The sequence below is a fragment of the Streptomyces sp. NPDC002386 genome (genome assembly GCF_053593175.1).
On record NZ_JBSFBX010000007.1, the window covers coordinates 218,042 to 233,968 of the forward strand.

12 protein-coding genes are annotated in these 15,927 nt (G+C 74.0%); 8 read left to right on the forward strand and 4 right to left on the reverse strand.

Annotated features, from left to right (window positions below):
- Nucleotides 1-85 precede the first annotated feature (85 nt).
- Nucleotides 86-787 carry a GNAT family N-acetyltransferase gene (locus ACWCPN_RS16580; protein ID WP_451206392.1) on the forward strand — a complete coding sequence of 234 codons (702 nt, stop codon included), beginning with the start codon at nucleotides 86-88 and terminating at the stop codon, nucleotides 785-787.
- Between the two features lie 42 nt (nucleotides 788-829).
- Here the strand turns inward: ACWCPN_RS16580 and meaB are convergent, their stop codons facing one another.
- The 4 genes from meaB to ACWCPN_RS16600 all read right to left on the reverse strand — a co-directional run bounded on the left by meaB (nucleotide 830) and on the right by ACWCPN_RS16600 (nucleotide 7,662).
- Nucleotides 830-1,834 carry a methylmalonyl Co-A mutase-associated GTPase MeaB gene (gene meaB, locus ACWCPN_RS16585; RefSeq protein ID WP_451206395.1) on the reverse strand — a complete coding sequence of 335 codons (1,005 nt, stop codon included), beginning with the start codon at nucleotides 1,832-1,834 and terminating at the stop codon, nucleotides 830-832.
- 6 nt (nucleotides 1,835-1,840) lie between these two features.
- A complete protein-coding gene (gene scpA, locus ACWCPN_RS16590) occupies nucleotides 1,841-4,015 on the reverse strand; it encodes a methylmalonyl-CoA mutase (RefSeq protein WP_451206397.1) in 2,175 nt (724 codons plus the stop codon).
- Nucleotides 4,015-5,832: a methylmalonyl-CoA mutase family protein gene (locus tag ACWCPN_RS16595; protein WP_451206400.1), complete on the reverse strand. Its 1,818-nt coding sequence runs from the start codon at nucleotides 5,830-5,832 to the stop codon at nucleotides 4,015-4,017. The genes scpA and ACWCPN_RS16595 overlap by 1 nt, the downstream gene beginning before the upstream one ends.
- Before the next feature lie 108 nt (nucleotides 5,833-5,940).
- Nucleotides 5,941-7,662: a hypothetical protein gene (locus ACWCPN_RS16600; RefSeq protein ID WP_451206402.1), complete on the reverse strand. Its 1,722-nt coding sequence runs from the start codon at nucleotides 7,660-7,662 to the stop codon at nucleotides 5,941-5,943.
- 269 nt (nucleotides 7,663-7,931) lie between these two features.
- Between ACWCPN_RS16600 and ACWCPN_RS16605 the strand changes: the two genes are divergently transcribed.
- The 7 genes from ACWCPN_RS16605 to ACWCPN_RS16635 all read left to right on the forward strand — a co-directional run bounded on the left by ACWCPN_RS16605 (nucleotide 7,932) and on the right by ACWCPN_RS16635 (nucleotide 15,912).
- A complete protein-coding gene (locus ACWCPN_RS16605) occupies nucleotides 7,932-8,321 on the forward strand; it encodes a cell division protein SepF (RefSeq protein WP_199212371.1) in 390 nt (129 codons plus the stop codon).
- Between the two features lie 96 nt (nucleotides 8,322-8,417).
- Nucleotides 8,418-9,698 carry an AAA family ATPase gene (locus tag ACWCPN_RS16610; RefSeq protein WP_451206405.1) on the forward strand — a complete coding sequence of 427 codons (1,281 nt, stop codon included), beginning with the start codon at nucleotides 8,418-8,420 and terminating at the stop codon, nucleotides 9,696-9,698.
- A complete protein-coding gene (locus ACWCPN_RS16615) occupies nucleotides 9,695-10,039 on the forward strand; it encodes a nucleotide pyrophosphohydrolase (RefSeq protein WP_451206407.1) in 345 nt (114 codons plus the stop codon). The genes ACWCPN_RS16610 and ACWCPN_RS16615 overlap by 4 nt, the downstream gene beginning before the upstream one ends.
- A gap of 179 nt (nucleotides 10,040-10,218) precedes the next feature.
- Nucleotides 10,219-10,704, forward strand: a complete 486-nt coding sequence (locus ACWCPN_RS16620; protein ID WP_199212374.1) for a DUF6099 family protein — start codon at nucleotides 10,219-10,221, stop codon at nucleotides 10,702-10,704.
- Nucleotides 10,705-10,818: 114 nt separating this feature from the next.
- On the forward strand, nucleotides 10,819-11,742 hold the full coding sequence (locus ACWCPN_RS16625; RefSeq protein WP_451206410.1) for an LLM class F420-dependent oxidoreductase: 924 nt from the start codon (nucleotides 10,819-10,821) through the stop codon (nucleotides 11,740-11,742).
- Between the two features lie 109 nt (nucleotides 11,743-11,851).
- Nucleotides 11,852-13,375: a 3' terminal RNA ribose 2'-O-methyltransferase Hen1 gene (locus tag ACWCPN_RS16630; RefSeq protein ID WP_451206413.1), complete on the forward strand. Its 1,524-nt coding sequence runs from the start codon at nucleotides 11,852-11,854 to the stop codon at nucleotides 13,373-13,375.
- The gene (locus tag ACWCPN_RS16635) at nucleotides 13,372-15,912 is read left to right on the forward strand and encodes a polynucleotide kinase-phosphatase (protein ID WP_451206416.1); all 2,541 of its coding nucleotides are present in this window, start codon (nucleotides 13,372-13,374) and stop codon (nucleotides 15,910-15,912) included. Before ACWCPN_RS16630 ends, ACWCPN_RS16635 begins: the two co-directional genes overlap by 4 nt.
- The last annotated feature ends 15 nt before the right edge of the window (nucleotides 15,913-15,927 follow it).

The window sequence follows — 15,927 nt, forward strand, 5'->3', positions numbered from 1 at the left end:
CCGGGGCTTCGCCCGCCGCGACGGCGCGTGCCTATGATCGCCACCCGGGGCGAACGGCCCGCGCGCCGGACGGAGGGACAGCACGATGGTGAACCGCGACGCCGAGGCACTCGACGACCCGGTGGGCGCGTCGCTCCGCGGCCATCACGCCCGTCTCGCCCGCAGGTACGGCCGGGCCGCCGGCTACCTGCCGGACGTGGCGACCTTCTGCGCGGTGCCCGCCGACCCCGGCCCGGCCGAATGGGCCGACCTGGCCCGGCTGCTCGGCCCCGGTGCGTTCGCCGACATGTTCAGCTGCCCGGCCGTCCCGCCGCCGGACTGGGAGCCGGTCTTCACCCTCGAGGGCCGCCGGATGACCTGGTCCGGCGACCGGTCCGCGCCCCCTCGCCCGGAGACCGGCGCGCAGGTGCTCGAACTGGGCCCGGAGAGCGTGCCCGAGATGCTCGGCCTCGTCGAGCTGACCCGCCCGGGACCGTTCCGGCCGCGCACCCCCGAACTGGGCACCTACCTCGGCATCCGCGACAACGGCAGGCTGGTCGCCATGGCCGGGGAACGGCTGCGGCCCCCGGGCTGGACCGAGATCAGCGCCGTCTGCACCGCCCCCGAGGCACGCGGCCGGGGCCACGCAGTCCGCCTGATCGACGCCCTCGTCGCCCGCGTCCTGGAGCGCGGGGAACGTCCCTTCCTGCACGTGGCGGAGGCGAACACCGGCGCGATCGCGCTCTACGAGCGAACGGGGTTCACGTCCCGCGAGCACGTGACCTTCCGGGGCTTCCGCACCCCGTGACGCCCCCGGGCGCATCCTGCACCGCACCCGAGCCGCCGGGGCTCACCGCCCCGGCGCCGGGTCCCGCCGTTCCCCGAACGCGCGCAGGATGCCCTCCGCCGCCAGGGTCGCCGTCAGCGTGCCGTCCCTGACCTGCCGTTCGAGAGCGGGGGCGGCCTCGCGCACGGCCGGATCGGCGTGCAGCCGGCCCAGCAGTTCGTCCCGGACCATCGACCAGGTCCAGTCGACCTGCTGGTCCCGCCGCTTGGCGGCGAGCCGGCCGGTGGAGTCCAGCAGCGTGCGGTGCTGCTCCAGCCGCTCCCAGACCACGTCCAGGCCGGTCGACTCACGGGCGCTGCAACTGAGCACCGGAGGCGTCCAGAAGGCGTCCTTGCCGTGCATCAGCCGCAGCGCACCGGCCAGTTCGCGGGCCGCCGCCCGCGCGTCCCGCTCGTGCGGGCCGTCGGCCTTGTTGACCGCGATCACGTCGGCCAGTTCCAGGACGCCCTTCTTGATGCCCTGGAGCTGGTCGCCGGTGCGGGCGAGGGTGAGCAGCAGGAAGGAGTCGACCATGTCGGCGACCGCCGTCTCCGACTGGCCGACCCCGACGGTCTCCACCAGGATCACGTCGTACCCGGCGGCCTCCATCACCACCATCGACTCCCGGGTCGCCTTCGCGACGCCGCCCAGCGTGCCCGCGCTGGGCGAGGGCCGTACGAAGGCGTCCGGGTCGACCGCGAGGCGCTCCATCCGGGTCTTGTCACCCAGGATCGAGCCACCGGTGCGGGTGGAGGACGGGTCCACCGCGAGGACCGCCACCCGGTGCCCCAGCGAGGTCAGCAGCGTGCCGAACGCGTCGATGAACGTCGACTTGCCGACGCCCGGCACGCCGCTGATGCCGATCCGCCGCGCCCGGCCGCTGTGCGGGAGCAGCTCGGTGAGCAGCTCCTGCGCCAGCGCCCGGTGCTGCGGGCGGGTGGACTCGACCAGCGTGATGGCGCGGGCCACCAGGGCCCGCCTGCCGTCGAGCACACCCTTCACGTACGTGTCGAGATCGATCGCTGCCATACGCGGCTACCGCTCGTGGCCGAGGCCGGCGGACAGCCGCTTCACCAGGTCGTACGCCGCGTCCGGAATCACCGTCCCGGGCGGGAACACGGCCGTGGCGCCCATCTCCAGCAGGGTCGGCACGTCCTGCGGCGGGATCACCCCGCCGACCACGATCATGATGTCCGCGCGGCCCTCCTCGGCGAGCTTCTCCTTCAGCGCCGGTACGAGCGTGAGGTGACCGGCGGCCAGCGAGGACACCCCGACCACGTGCACGTCCGCCTCGACCGCCTGCCGGGCGACCTCCTCCGGCGTCTGGAAGAGCGGGCCGACGTCGACGTCGAACCCGAGGTCGGCGAAGGCGGTCGCGATCACCTTCTGGCCGCGGTCGTGGCCGTCCTGGCCCATCTTGGCGACCAGGATGCGCGGCCGGCGCCCCTCGTCCTCCTCGAAGGCGTCCACCAGGGCACGGGTGCGGTCCACGGACGGGGACTCGCCGGCTTCGTTGCGGTACACCCCGGAGATGGTACGGATCTGGCTCGCGTGCCGGCCGTACACCTTCTCCAGGGCGTCGGAGATCTCACCGACGGTCGCCTTGGCGCGGGCCGCACGCACGGCCAGCTCCAGCAGGTTGTCGTCGCCGTCGGCGGCCCGGGTGAGCGCGTCCAGCGCGTCCCGGCAGGCCTGCTCGTCCCGCTCCGCGCGCAGCCGCCGCAGCTTCTCGATCTGCTGGGCGCGCACCGAGGAGTTGTCGACCTTCAGGACCTCGATCTGCTCGTCGCTGTCCACCCGGTACTTGTTGACGCCGATCACCGGCTGGCGGCCGGAGTCGATGCGGGCCTGCGTGCGGGCCGCCGCCTCCTCCACGCGCAGCTTGGGGATGCCGGCGTCGATGGCCTGCGCCATGCCGCCCGCCTGCTCCACCTCCTGGATGTGCGCCCAGGCCTTGCGGGCGAGGTCGTACGTCAGCCGCTCCACGTAGGCGCTGCCGCCCCACGGGTCGATGACCCGGGTGGTGCCCGACTCCTGCTGGATGAGGAGCTGGGTGTTGCGGGCGATGCGCGCCGAGAAGTCGGTGGGCAGCGCCAGCGCCTCGTCGAGGGCGTTGGTGTGCAGCGACTGGGTGTGGCCCTGGGTCGCCGCCATCGCCTCCACACAGGTGCGCGTGACGTTGTTGAACACGTCCTGCGCGGTCAGGGACCAGCCCGAGGTCTGCGAATGGGTGCGCAGCGAGAGGGACTTGCTGTTCTTCGGCTCGAACTGCGAGACCAGTTTGGCCCACAGCAGCCGCGCCGCGCGCAGCTTGGCGACCTCCATGAAGAAGTTCATGCCGATCGCCCAGAAGAACGACAGCCGGGGCGCGAACGCGTCCACGTCCAGGCCCGCCTCGCGCCCCGCCCGGATGTACTCCACGCCGTCCGCGAGGGTGTACGCCAGCTCCAGGTCGGCCGTGGCCCCGGCCTCCTGGATGTGGTAGCCGGAGATGGAGATGGAGTTGTAGCGGGGCATCCGCTGCGAGGTGTACGCGAAGATGTCGGAGATGATCCGCATCGACGGCTTCGGCGGATAGATGTAGGTGTTGCGGACCATGAACTCCTTCAGAATGTCGTTCTGAATGGTTCCGGCCAGCTTCTCGGGCGGTACGCCCTGCTCCTCCGCCGCCACGATGTACAGCGCCAGGATCGGCAGCACCGCGCCGTTCATGGTCATCGACACGGTCATCTTGTCCAGCGGAATGCCGTCGAAGAGCTGCCGCATGTCGTAGATGGAGTCGATGGCCACGCCGGCCATGCCGACGTCACCCGTCACCCGCGGGTGGTCGCTGTCGTAGCCCCGGTGGGTGGGCAGGTCGAAGGCGACCGAGAGGCCCTTCTGGCCGGCCGCCAGGTTGCGCCGGTAGAAGGCGTTCGACTCCTCGGCGGTGGAGAAGCCCGCGTACTGGCGGATCGTCCAGGGCTGGTTGACGTACATCGTCGGGTACGGGCCGCGCAGGAACGGCGCGACGCCCGGGAACGTGCCGAGGAAGTCCAGGCCCTCCAGGTCACGGCCGGTGTAGAGCGGCTTGACCCCGATGCCCTCCGGGGTCTCCCACAGCGGCTCCTCGCTCCCGGTCGCCCGCTTGACGGCCGTGCGCCACTCCTCGGCGCCGCCGTCGACGGCCGGCGTCCCCAGCTCGATGCCGGAGAAGTCGGGGATTCCCATCAGGACACTCCCATGCGGTCGAGGGTCGCGGACAGCACGTCGATGGCGTCGCAGCCCGCGAAGACGTACGAGTCGACGCCCGGGTGCTCGGCCGGGCGGCCCGCCAGGAACACGTGCCGGGCGCCGGCCGCGCGCAGCGACTCGGCGGCCTGCCCGGCCCGTTCGGCGTAGAGCGCGTCGCTGGAGCACAGCACGGCCTCGGTGGCGCCGCTGTCCTCGAAGGCGCCGTCGGTGACCGGCTCGATGCCGCCCGCCTGGAACAGGTTCGCGGCGAACGTCGAGCGCGCGGTGTACTCGGCGGGCGAGCCGAGCGCGGCCAGGTAGATCCTCGGCCGGGAGCCGGTCGCGGCCAGGTGGGCGTCGGAGCGGGCCCGCAGGGCCTCGAACGCCTCGTCGCGGCGCACCCGGGGCAGCCCGCCGGACGGCGGCTCGGGCGCGGGCTCGCGCTTCACGGGCTTCTCGGCCAGCAGCGGGAACTCGCTGACACCGGTGATGGGTTCGCGCCGCTTGGCGAGCTTCTTGGAGCGCTCCGCCCAGGTCGTCGCCAGGTCCGTGCGGATCCGGCCCGAGCGCAGGCACGCGGCCTGGCCGCCGTCCCGCTCGACCGACCGGAAGTACGCCCAGGCGGCCTGGGCGAGTTCCTCGGTCAGCCGCTCCACGTACCAGGAGCCGCCCGCCGGGTCGATGACCCGGGCCAGGTGGGACTCCTCCAGCAGGATCGTGGAGGTGTTGCGCGCGATCCGGCGGGCGAACGCGTCCGGCAGGCCCAGCGCGTGGTCGAACGGCAGCACGGTCACCGAGTCGGCGCCGCCCACCCCGGCGGCCAGCGTGGCCACCGTCGCGCGCAGCATGTTCACCCAGGGGTCGCGGCGGGTCAGCATCACCGGCGAGGTCACCGCGTGCTGGACCTGCGCGCCCGCGGCCGGCGCCCCGGCCACCTCGGCGACCCGCGCCCACAGCCGGCGCGCCGCGCGCAGCTTGGCGATGGTCAGGAACTGGTCGGCGGTGGCCGCGTAGCGGAACTCCAGCTGGCCGCAGGCCGCCTCGACCGGGAGCCCGGCCTCGGTCAGCGCCCGCAGGTAGGCCACGCCGGTGGCGAGGGAGGCGCCGAGCTCCTGCGCGGCGGAGCCGCCCGCCTCGTGGTACGGCAGCGCGTCCACGGTCAGCGCGCGCAGGCCGGGGTACGTCGCGGCGCAGCGCGCGGCGAGGGCGGCGAAGGGGGCCGGGTCGAGCGGGGTGCCGGTGCGGGCCTCGTGGCCGAGCGGGTCGCCGCCCAGGCCGCCGCGCACCGTGGCGGGGTCGACGCCCCTCTCCTCGTACAGCCGCAGCAGCGCCTCGGCGGCGGCCTCGGTGTCGCGGCCGGCGTCCAGGACGACCGGGGCCAGGTCGAGGAACACCCCGTCGAGCGCCCGGCCCAGTCCGGAGACCGGGATGCCGCCCTCGCCGAGCACCAGCCACAGCGAGGTGACGCCGTTCTCCAGGTCGGCCAGCACCGCGCCGTCGGCGGCGCCGCCGAGCGCGGTGTGCCGCTGCCGCACGTCCCAGCCGCCGGCCGTGCTGCCCTCCGGGCGGCCGCCGCGCACGTACGGGGCGAAACCGGGCAGACCGGGGTCGGGTGCGGCGTCGCGCGCGGTGTACAGGGGCCGGGTGCGCAGCCCGTCCTCGAGCGTCGTGGACAGGGCGTCCTCAACTGCCGCGCCCGAGACTTCCTTGCCCGACTTGCGCAGCACACCCTCGACCAGGCGGTGCCACTGCTCGTGTGTCGCGTCAGGGAACTCGGCGGCCAGTGAGAGCCCGTCGTCAGGCAGGACCGTCATGCTCGGATGCTAGGGCAGGGTGCTCATGTGACAGCAGAGCGAGGGCTGTGACGTTTCCCTCTCTGCGGCTGTGACCTGCACCTCGCCCGGACCCGGCCGCCCGTTTTCCTACCGTTCGGGTGTCTTCCCGCGGCCCAGGTCGGCCGGTCGCAGGTCCCGGGTGGAGAGCGTCTGCGGGTCCCCCGTGAAGGCGCGCAGGCGCAGCTTCGAGCCCGCCGCGGCCGGCAGCGTGAACCGGCCGGACGGTGCGCGCAGTTCGACGGACGCCGTGCTGTGCGCGGCGATCGTGGCCGGACCGCGCGTCAGGGACCAGTATCTGCTCATTCCGTGGCTGGTGGTGAGCATGTAGTGCGGGGTGAGCGCGGTGTCCCCCGAGTTGGTCACCCGCAGGCTCAGGCCGGACAGCGAATGCGCCGTGGCCCGCCGCGCCGCCGTCACGTCCATCCGCAGCGGCGGCCGGCCCGTCGCCGCGAGGACCGCGCTCATGAGCGCGGGCAGCACCAGCAACGCGGCCGCGCCCGCCAGCGCCGGCCGGCGGCGCGGGCCCCTGAGCCACCGGGGGCGCGGCTGCCAGGCGTTCGCGAAGTCCGACAGCGGCACGCTGACCGCCGCCGCGAGCCACAGCGGGGTCATCATCAGGTAGTAGCCGTCCTGGGACCGGGTCGCCACGTAGAAGGCGCACCAGGGCAGCACCGTCGCCGCCGGGCCCAGCCGCCGTACGAACAGCACGTACAGCGCCAGCAGCGCGGCGGCGAGCAGCGCGCTCGCGTGGCCGTACCAGTCGAGGTGGTCGCTGCCGTGCGTGAAGTACAGCGAGACGTCCACCAGGCCCTGTCCGTGCAGCACCGCGCCCTGGGTCAGGGGCAGCGCGACGCCGTCGAGCCAGGGTCCCGGCTCGTGTGCGATGAAGTACGTGTTGACCAGCAGCCACGTCGTCGCGGCGATCCCGAGGATCCGCGCGCAGACCGCGGTGGCCGCGCGTCCGCCCAGCTCGCCGCGGCGCACCGCGTGGATGCCGGCCAGCAGGAACGGCGCCACGAACCAGGGGAGTTGCTGCGTCGCGCACGCGGCGCCCAGGCACACGGCCCGCGCGATCCCCGGGGTGCCGAGCCGGCCGCCGCGGCCGATGCGCGGCCAGCCCACCACCACCGGGATCAGCAGGACCATGGCCGGGATCGCCGGATAGCCCGAACGGGCGTATCCCGGCAGGAAGCCGAAGCCCAGGCACGCCATCGTGGCCGCCGAGCGCCAGGGCACCGGCAGCAGCCGCCACAGCAGCACCGCCCCGGCGACCAGCGCGATCGTCGCCGCGGCCGTCGCCGGAGCGCCCCCGCCGCCCACCCACAGCAGGGGTGCGGCCAGCAGCGGGGCGAGCGGGGGATAGCCGTACGTGAAGTCGTAACCGCCGTCTATCGTCGGCGTCAGCGCGACGTTCGGGCCGTGGAACAGCCAGGGCCAGGGCTGTCCGTACACCGGGTGCCCGGCGACCAGTTCCCGTGCGGCCTGGGCGGTGAGGACCGCCTCGTCGCCGCCGGCGTGGTTCAGCCACCAGGCGCAGGCGGTGAGCGTGACGGCGGTCAGCAGCACCATCAGGTCGACGCGGGCCAGCGAACGCGTCCGGCGGACCGTCAGCGCGAGGACCCCGCCGGTCAGGATCGAGACGTAGCAGAGCGAGACGACCGCCACGAGGAACAGGTCGCGGGTCGCCGCCTGCGACCACAGGGACCGGGTCCCGATGAACAGGCTCACATCGGCGAGCAGGGTCAGGACCCGGTGCCACTGCGCGGGACCGGGGAGGTCGTCGGTGGGACGTCCCCGGGCGGTGGACATCGCCGGCCGTGTCCACCGCCCGGGCGCCACTGCTTGTGTTTCTGCCAAGTGCACGGCACCGGACGCTAGTGGCGGCCGGTGAGCGGGGCGGGGAACGACATGAAGAGACCGGTGTGAGGGCGGTAAGAAGGGGTTTTATTCGTACATGTGCCGGATGGAACAGGACGCATGAGCGGTCGCGCAGTGTGTCGTTGTTGGGCTGAACGGGTGACTTGGCGTAAGAATTGACCGGTGCAGGCATTGGGTGCGAGTCAGGTCAGGTGGAGCCGGTGAGCCGTTACGACGTCACCGATGAACAGTGGGAGGGGCTCGCCCAGGTCGTGCCACTGCGGGGAAGGGACGCCTGGCCGTCCGCGGTGCGCCACCGCTCGCTGCCGGACGCCGAGACCGAGACCCGGCGCCGGTTCGTCGTCCTGCGGGTCAACGTCTTCGCGGACGCCCGGGAGGTCGCCGAGACGCTGATGGCGGGGGTGCCGGTGCTGCTGGACCTGTCCGGGGCGGAGGGCGATGTCGCCAAGCGCGTCCTGGACTTCAGCACGGGTGTCGTCTTCGGCCTGGGCAGCGGGATGCACCGGGTCGACCGCAACGTCTTCCTGCTGACGCCGCCCGGCACCGAGGTCAGCGGGCTGATGGAGGGCGCGGGGATGGCCGGCGGCTGAGGCCGCCGACGCGCGCGGTGCGGGTGGTCCCCCGATCGTAGGAAGGTGCGGCGGGCAAAACGGTTCGCCGTTCCGGCGGAGGCCTACCGTCCGCATATGGCCGTCCCTCCCGTGTCCACCGGTTTCCCGCCGCCTTCCGGGCCCCCGGAACCGTCCTTCGAGCCCCTCGCCCCGCCGCCCGCCGGCCCGGCGGACTCCCCGCGGGTGCCGGGGCGGGGCGGGCGGTTCGCGGGCGGCACGGGGGAGCGGCTCCCCGGCTCGCCCGACGTACGCGCCCGCGTCACCGAGTTGCGGCTGTCCGCCTTCGCCGGGCACCGGCGGGCCGCGTTCCCGCTGGGCGCCGTCACCCTGTTCGCCGGGCCCAGCGGCTCGGGCAAGTCGACCGCGCTCGCGGCGTACGAGGCGCTCGCCCGGCTCGGCGGCGGGGCGCCGCTCGACGAGGTGTTCCCGGAGCCGGCCGCCTGGGTGCCGGAGCGGGCGCGGCCCGACGCGCAGCGGCGCCGTGGGTTCCGGATCGGCTGCACGGCCGACGGCGCCGGGGGGCCGGTCCGGCTCGACGTCGCCGTGCAGGCCGAGCCGGAGCTGCGGATCGTGGGCGAGCGGCTGACGGCGGACGGGGTGGTCCTGCTGGAGACCGCCCTGCGCGACCCGGGACGCCGCGCCGTCCAGGCCGCCTGGCACACCGCGGGCGCCTCGCCGGTGACCCGCGCCCCGCTGCCCGACGACCTGCTCGGCACCCCGCTGCTGCCGCTGCGGGTGGCGGGCAAGACCGACGGCCAGCGGCGGGTGCTCGCCGCCGCCGAGCAGATGGTCGTCGCCCTGCGCTCGGTCTTCCCCTGCGACCCGCGCCCGGAGCGCATGCGTGCCCCCGTCCCCACCGGATCGGGGCGCCTCCTGCCCGGCTGCGACAACCTCGCCGACGTGCTGTGGCGCACCCGGTCCGAGTGCGCCCGCCGGCACGCGGCGCTCGTGGAGGCGCTGCGCGGCGGCTGCGCCGGCCCGGTGGCCGACCTGGTCCCCGAGCCGCTGGCCGACGGCACCGTACGGGCGGTGCTCGACCGGGGCGACGGCCTGCGCACCGAGCTGGCCCGGCTCGGCGACGGCGAACTGCGCTACGTCGCGCTGGCGCTGGTGCTGCTGACCGGCCCGGGCGTCCTGGCGGTGGACACGCCCGGCGAGGTGCCCGACGCGCTGCGCACCCTCACCGTGCTCACCGACGGCTTCGATCGCGGTCTCGACCCGGCCCAGCGGCGCGCGCTGCTGCGGACGGCGGCCCGGATGGGCGAGCGGGGCCACATCCGCTGCGTCGGCGCCGTCAGCGACGCCTCCTGGGCCGTGGGGGCCGAGGGGGTCACCGTGGTACACCTGAGGCCGTGACGGACCACCCCGACCTGGCCGGACTCCAGCGCAGACTGGCCGAGTTCGCCGCCGCGCGCGACTGGCAGCCCTTCCACACCCCCAAGAACCTGGTGGCCGCGCTCAGTGTGGAGGCCTCCGAACTGGTCGAGATCTTCCAGTGGCTGACGCCCGAGGAGTCGGCCCGGGTGATGGACGACCCGGGCACCGCGCACCGGGTCCGGGACGAGGTCGCCGACGTCCTCGCCTATCTCCTCCAGCTCTGCGAGGTCCTCGGCGTGGATCCGCTGGCCGCCCTGTCCGCCAAGATCGACCGCAACGAGGAGCGTTTCCCGGCCCCGGGGCCGGACCCGGCCGACTGACGGAGCGCCATCCTCCGCTATCACTCTGCGCAGTCATGGGCCGCCCCGAATCCGAATTGTTGTCCACAATTTCCCGCCCATCTCTGGCTTTACGTCTCAGGCGCCCTCACTCTGGGTAGTGAACAGGGGAGTTCACGCGGGCGCGCGAGGACGCACGGCGGACTGGACGGGGGCAGCGCATGGATGCGGTGCGACTCATCGGGACGAGCAGGCGGGCCCTGGCCCAGGGCACCGACCGGCCCGAGATCATGGCCGAGGTGTGGCAGGCGCAGGCCCTGGCCCAGGCGATCGGCAGCCGGCTCGCGGTGTCCGGTCCGCCCGAGCTGCGGGGCGAGGCGCTGGGCCTGACCGAACTGGCGGGCCGGGGCTGCGGCGTCCTGGACGCCCCGGAACTCGACCCGGGCGACCTGCGCGCCGCCCAGCTCACCGAGCTGGCCGACGCCCGGCTCACCCTGCTCTGCCTCGGCGGCCTGCTGGGCGAGGTCGGCATGGCACTGGTCGGCATGGCCAGCTCCGCCACCGACGAGACGGCGTACTGGCAGTGCATGGAGGCCATCGACGCGGCGGACGAGTCCCGGGACCGGGTCCTGGAGATGCTGCGCAAACTGGCCGCACGGGTGGCGGCGTTACCCGAGGGCGCGGAGGACAGCCCGTCGGGTGTGTGACCGGCCGGACCGCACCGACTCCGCGCCCGCGACCACGGGATTCACCTGATCGGGACGGCCGCGCCCGGCGGTACCGATGAGACCGGCGGGGCCGGTGCCGTGCAGGATGGGTGTATGGACCTTCGAATCTTCACCGAGCCCCAGCAGGGGGCCACGTACGACACCTTGCTCACCGTGGCGAAGGCCACCGAGGATCTTGGCTTCGACGCGTTCTTCCGCTCCGACCACTACCTCCGGATGGGCAACGCGGACGGCCTGCCCGGCCCCACGGACGCCTGGATCACGCTGGCCGGCCTGGCCCGCGAGACCAAGCGCATCCGCCTGGGCACCCTGATGACGGCCGGCACCTTCCGCCTGCCCGGCGTGCTCGCCATCCAGGTCGCCCAGGTCGACCAGATGTCCGGCGGCCGGGTCGAGCTGGGCCTCGGCGCGGGCTGGTTCGAGGAGGAGCACAAGGCGTACGGCATCCCGTTCCCCAAGGAGAAGTTCGCGCGCCTGGAGGAACAGCTCGAGATCGTCACCGGGCTGTGGGCCACCAAGACCGGCGAGACCTTCGACTTCCACGGCACCTACTACGACCTCACCGACTCGCCCGCGCTGCCCAAGCCCGCCCAGCCGAGGATCCCGGTGCTCATCGGCGGCCACGGCGCCACCCGCACCCCGCGCCTGGCCGCCCGCTACGCCGACGAGTTCAACATCCCGTTCGCCTCCGTCGAGGACAGCGAGCGGCAGTTCGGCCGGGTGCGCGCCGCCGCCGAGGCGGCGGGCCGCGGGCCCAGCGCCCTGACCTACTCCAACGCGCTGGTGGTGTGCGTCGGCCGGGACGACCAGGAGGTCGCCCGCCGGGCCGCCGCCATCGGCCGCGAGGTGGACGAGCTGAAGGCCAACGGCCTGGCCGGTTCGCCGGCCGAGGTGGTCGACCGGATCGGCCGCTACGCCGAGACCGGCTCCACCCGCATCTACCTCCAGATCCTCGACCTCGACGACCTGGACCACCTGGAACTGATCTCCTCCCAGGTCCAGACCCAGCTCGCCTGACCCGGACGCCCCGCCGCCTCGGCCGCTGCGCCCCGGACCGGGCGCAGCGGCCTAGGCGTCCCGGAAAACCACTGGTCGACGGGGTGCGGCAGCGGGGAGACTCGGACACGTGTTCCTGACGATCTCCACACGCGGCGACGCCGCCCACCCGGCCACCGACCTCGGGTACCTGCTGCACAAGCATCCCGACAAGGCGCAGACCTTCTCGACCTCCTACGGCACCGCGCACGTCTTCTACCCACAGGCGGACGCCGAGCGCTGCACGGCCGCGCTCATGCTGGAGGTCGACGCGGTCGCACTGGTGCGGCGGAGCAAGGGCAGGGGCCGCGGCGGAGCGCCCGACGCGGCACTCGCCCAGTACGTCAACGACCGGCCCTACGCGGCCTCGTCGCTGCTCGCGGTCGCGCTGAGCGGCGTCTTCTCCAGCGCCCTGCGCGGCGTGTGCAAGTCCCGCCCGGAGCGGGCCGCCGCGCCCCTGCCGCTGCGCGTGGAGGTGCCCGCGCTGCCCGCACGCGGCGGCCCCGACCTCGTACGGAAGCTGTTCGAGCCGCTGGGCTGGACGGTGACCGCCGAACCCGTCGCCCTCGACACCGAGTTCCCGGCGTGGGGCCACTCGCGCTACGTCCGGCTCACCCTGGAGTCGGAGGCGCTGACCCTCGCCGAGGCGCTGCGCCACCTGTACGTGCTGCTGCCCGTCCTCGACGACGCCAAGCACTACTGGGTCGCCTCCGACGAGGTCGACAAGCTGCTGCGCGCCGGCGAGGGCTGGCTGCCCACGCACCCGGAGCAGAAGCTGATCACCAGCCGCTACCTCTCCCGCCGCTGGTCGCTGACCCGACAGGCCATGGAGCGGCTGGAGCTGGTGCGGCTGGCCGAGGCCGACGACAGCGAGGTCGAGGCGATCGACAACGCGGTCCCGGAGGACACCGGGACCGAGGACGAGGAGAAGCCGGCGCCGCTCGCCGTGCTGCGGCGCGAGGCTGTCCTCGCCGCCCTCCGCGAGGCCGGCGCCGCCCGCGTCCTGGACCTGGGCTGCGGGCAGGGCCAGTTGGTGCAGGAGCTGCTCAGGGACGTGCGGTTCACCGAGATCGTCGGTGTCGACGTCTCGGTGCGGGCCCTGACCATCGCCGCCCGCCGGCTCAAGCTGGACCGCATGGGAGAGCGGCAGGCGGCCCGGGTCAGCCTCGTCCAGGGCTCCCTCGCCTACACCGACAAGCGGCTCAAGGGCTACGACGCGGCCGTGCTCAGCGAGGTCGTCGAGCACCTCGACCCGCCCCGGCTGCCCGCCCTGGAGTACGCCGTGTTCGGTCACGCCCGCCCGCGCACGGTCGTCGTGACCACCCCGAACGTCGAGTACAACGTCCGCTGGGAGACGCTGCCCGCCGGACACGCCCGGCACGGCGACCACCGCTTCGAGTGGACCCGCGAGGAGTTCCGCGACTGGGCGGCGGCCGTGGCCGGACGGCACGGGTACGAGGTCGGTTTCCTGCCCGTCGGGCCGGACGACCCCGAGGTCGGACCGCCCACCCAGATGGCCGTCTTCCACGTGCGGACGGAGAACACCGCAAAGGCCGCCGGGGCCGAGGACGACGAGCGCGCCGAGAAGGCCGAGAAGGAGGCGGAGAAGGCATGACCGAGACACCCACGGGACGGGTCCTCCCCGTCACCGACCTCTCCCTGGTCGTCCTCGTCGGCGCCTCCGGCTCCGGCAAGTCCACCTTCGCCCGGCGGCACTTCAAGCCGACCGAGGTGATCTCCTCGGACTTCTGCCGCGGCCTCGTCTCCGACGACGAGAACGACCAGAGCGCGTCCCGGGACGCCTTCGACGTGCTGCACTACATCACCGGCAAACGGCTCGCCGCCGGCCGCCGCACCGTCGTCGACGCCACCAGCGTGCAGCAGGACAGCCGCCGGCAGCTGATCGAACTGGCCAGGAAGCACGACGTGCTGCCCATCGCCATCGTGCTGGAAGTGCCGGAGGACGTGTGCGCCGAGCGCAACGCCGCCCGCACCGACCGCGCCGACATGCCCCGCCGGGTCATCCAGCGGCACACCCGCGAACTGCGCCGCTCGCTGCGGCACCTGGAGCGCGAGGGCTTCCGCAAGGTGCACGTCCTGCGCGGGGCCGAGGAGGTCGAGACCGCCACCGTCGTCACCGAGAAGCGCTTCAACGACCTGACCCACCTCACCGGCCCCTTCGACATCATCGGCGACGTCCACGGCTGCGCCGCCGAGCTGGAGAGCCTGCTCGCGGAGCTGGGCTACGCCGACGGCGTGCACCCCGAGGGCCGTACCGCCGTGTTCGTCGGCGACCTGGTCGACCGCGGCCCGGACACCCCGGGCGTGCTGCGCCGGGTGATGGCGATGACCGCGTCGGGCAACGCGCTGTGCGTGCCGGGCAACCACGAGAACAAGTACGGCCGTCACCTCAAGGGACGCAAGGTCCAGCACACCCACGGGCTCGCCGAGACGGTCGAGCAGATGGCGGGCGAGAGCGAGGAGTTCAAGGAGGAGGTGCGCCGCTTCCTGGACGGCCTGGTCAGCCACTACGTCCTCGACGGCGGCCGGCTGGTCGTCTGCCACGCCGGGCTGCCCGAGAAGTACCACGGCCGCACCTCGGGACGGGTGCGCTCGCACGCCCTGTACGGGGAGACCACCGGCGAGACCGACGAGTTCGGGCTGCCCGTGCGCTACCCGTGGGCGGAGGACTACCGCGGCCGGGCCGCCGTGGTCTACGGCCACACCCCGGTGCCCGAGGCGACCTGGCTGAACAACACCATCTGTCTGGACACCGGCGCGGTGTTCGGCGGCAAGCTCACCGCGCTGCGCTGGCCCGAGCGCGAGCTGGTCGACGTACCGGCCGAGCGGGTCTGGTACGAGCCCGCGAAGCCGCTGCGCAGCGAGGCGCCCGGCGGGCAGGACGGGCGGCCGCTGGACCTGGCGGACGTGCACGGCCGCCGGGTCGTGGAGACCCGGCACTCGGGCCGGGTCGCGGTCCGCGAGGACAACGCGGCCGCGGCCCTGGAGGTCATGAGCCGCTTCGCGGTCGACCCGCGCCTGCTGCCGTACCTGCCGCCCACCATGGCGCCGACGGCCACCTCGGAGATCGAGGGCTACCTGGAGCACCCGGCCGAGGCGTTCGCGCAGTACGCGGCGGACGGCGTCGCCCGGGTCGTGTGCGAGGAGAAGCACATGGGCTCGCGCGCGGTGGCGCTGGTGTGCCGGGACGCGGAGGCGGCGCGCACGCGGTTCGGAGTCGACGGACCCACGGGGTCCCTCTGCACCCGGACCGGACGGCCGTTCTTCGACGACGACGAGGTGACCGAGGAGATCCTCGGCCGGCTGCGCTCGGCCGTCTCGGAGGCCGGCCTCTGGCGGGAGCTCGACACCGACTGGCTGCTGCTGGACGCCGAGCTGATGCCGTGGTCGCTGAAGGCCTCGGGTCTGCTGCGCAGCCAGTACGCGGCGGTCGGCGCCGCGTCCGGCGCGGTGTTCCCCGACGCCCTCGCCGCCCTGGAGGCCGCCGCGGCCCGGGGCACCGACGTGGGCGGGCTGCTGGACCGCCAGCGCGGGCGGGCCGCCGACGCGGCCGCGTTCACCGACGCCTACCGCCGTTACTGCTGGACCACCGACGGCCTGGAAGGGGTCCGTCTCGCGCCCTTCCAGATCCTGGCCGCCCGGGGCCGCAGTCTCGCCGCGCTCCCGCACGACGAGCAACTGGCGCTGATCGACCGGATGGTGGAGCACGACGGCACCGGACTGCTGCAGACCACCCGGCGGCTGTACGTCGACACGGGCGACCCCGAGTCGGTCCGCGCCGGTGTCGACTGGTGGCTGGAGATGACCGGCCGCGGCGGCGAGGGCATGGTCGTCAAGCCGCTCGGCGCGCTGGTGCGCGACGGCGAGGGCCGGCTGGTGCAGCCCGGCGTCAAGTGCCGGGGCCGCGAGTACCTGCGGATCATCTACGGTCCGGAGTACACCCGCCCCGACAACCTCGCCCGTCTGCGCGGCCGCTTCCTGGGCCACAAGCGGTCGCTGGCGATCCGCGAGTACGCCCTCGGCCTGGAGGCGCTGGACCGGCTCGCGGACGGCGAGCCGCTGTGGCGGGTGCACGAGGCCGTGTTCGGGGTGCTCGCCCTGGAGTCGGAGCCGGTCGACCCGAGGCTGTGAGCCGACGGGCCGGGG

What these genes read in the sequence shown, in the direction of transcription:
- ACWCPN_RS16580 (WP_451206392.1), top strand. Translation starts at nt 86, where the DNA reads ATGGTGAACCGCGACGCCGAGGCACTCGACGACCCGGTGGGCGCGTCG.
- ACWCPN_RS16635 (WP_451206416.1), top strand. Translation starts at nt 13,372, where the DNA reads ATGACCGAGACACCCACGGGACGGGTCCTCCCCGTCACCGACCTCTCC.
- scpA (WP_451206397.1), bottom strand. Translation starts at nt 4,015, where the DNA reads ATGGGAATCCCCGACTTCTCCGGCATCGAGCTGGGGACGCCGGCCGTC.
- ACWCPN_RS16595 (WP_451206400.1), bottom strand. Translation starts at nt 5,832, where the DNA reads ATGACGGTCCTGCCTGACGACGGGCTCTCACTGGCCGCCGAGTTCCCT.
- ACWCPN_RS16620 (WP_199212374.1), top strand. Translation starts at nt 10,219, where the DNA reads ATGGATGCGGTGCGACTCATCGGGACGAGCAGGCGGGCCCTGGCCCAG.
- ACWCPN_RS16625 (WP_451206410.1), top strand. Translation starts at nt 10,819, where the DNA reads ATGGACCTTCGAATCTTCACCGAGCCCCAGCAGGGGGCCACGTACGAC.
- meaB (WP_451206395.1), bottom strand. Translation starts at nt 1,834, where the DNA reads ATGGCAGCGATCGATCTCGACACGTACGTGAAGGGTGTGCTCGACGGC.
- ACWCPN_RS16610 (WP_451206405.1), top strand. Translation starts at nt 8,418, where the DNA reads ATGGCCGTCCCTCCCGTGTCCACCGGTTTCCCGCCGCCTTCCGGGCCC.
- ACWCPN_RS16600 (WP_451206402.1), bottom strand. Translation starts at nt 7,662, where the DNA reads ATGTCCACCGCCCGGGGACGTCCCACCGACGACCTCCCCGGTCCCGCG.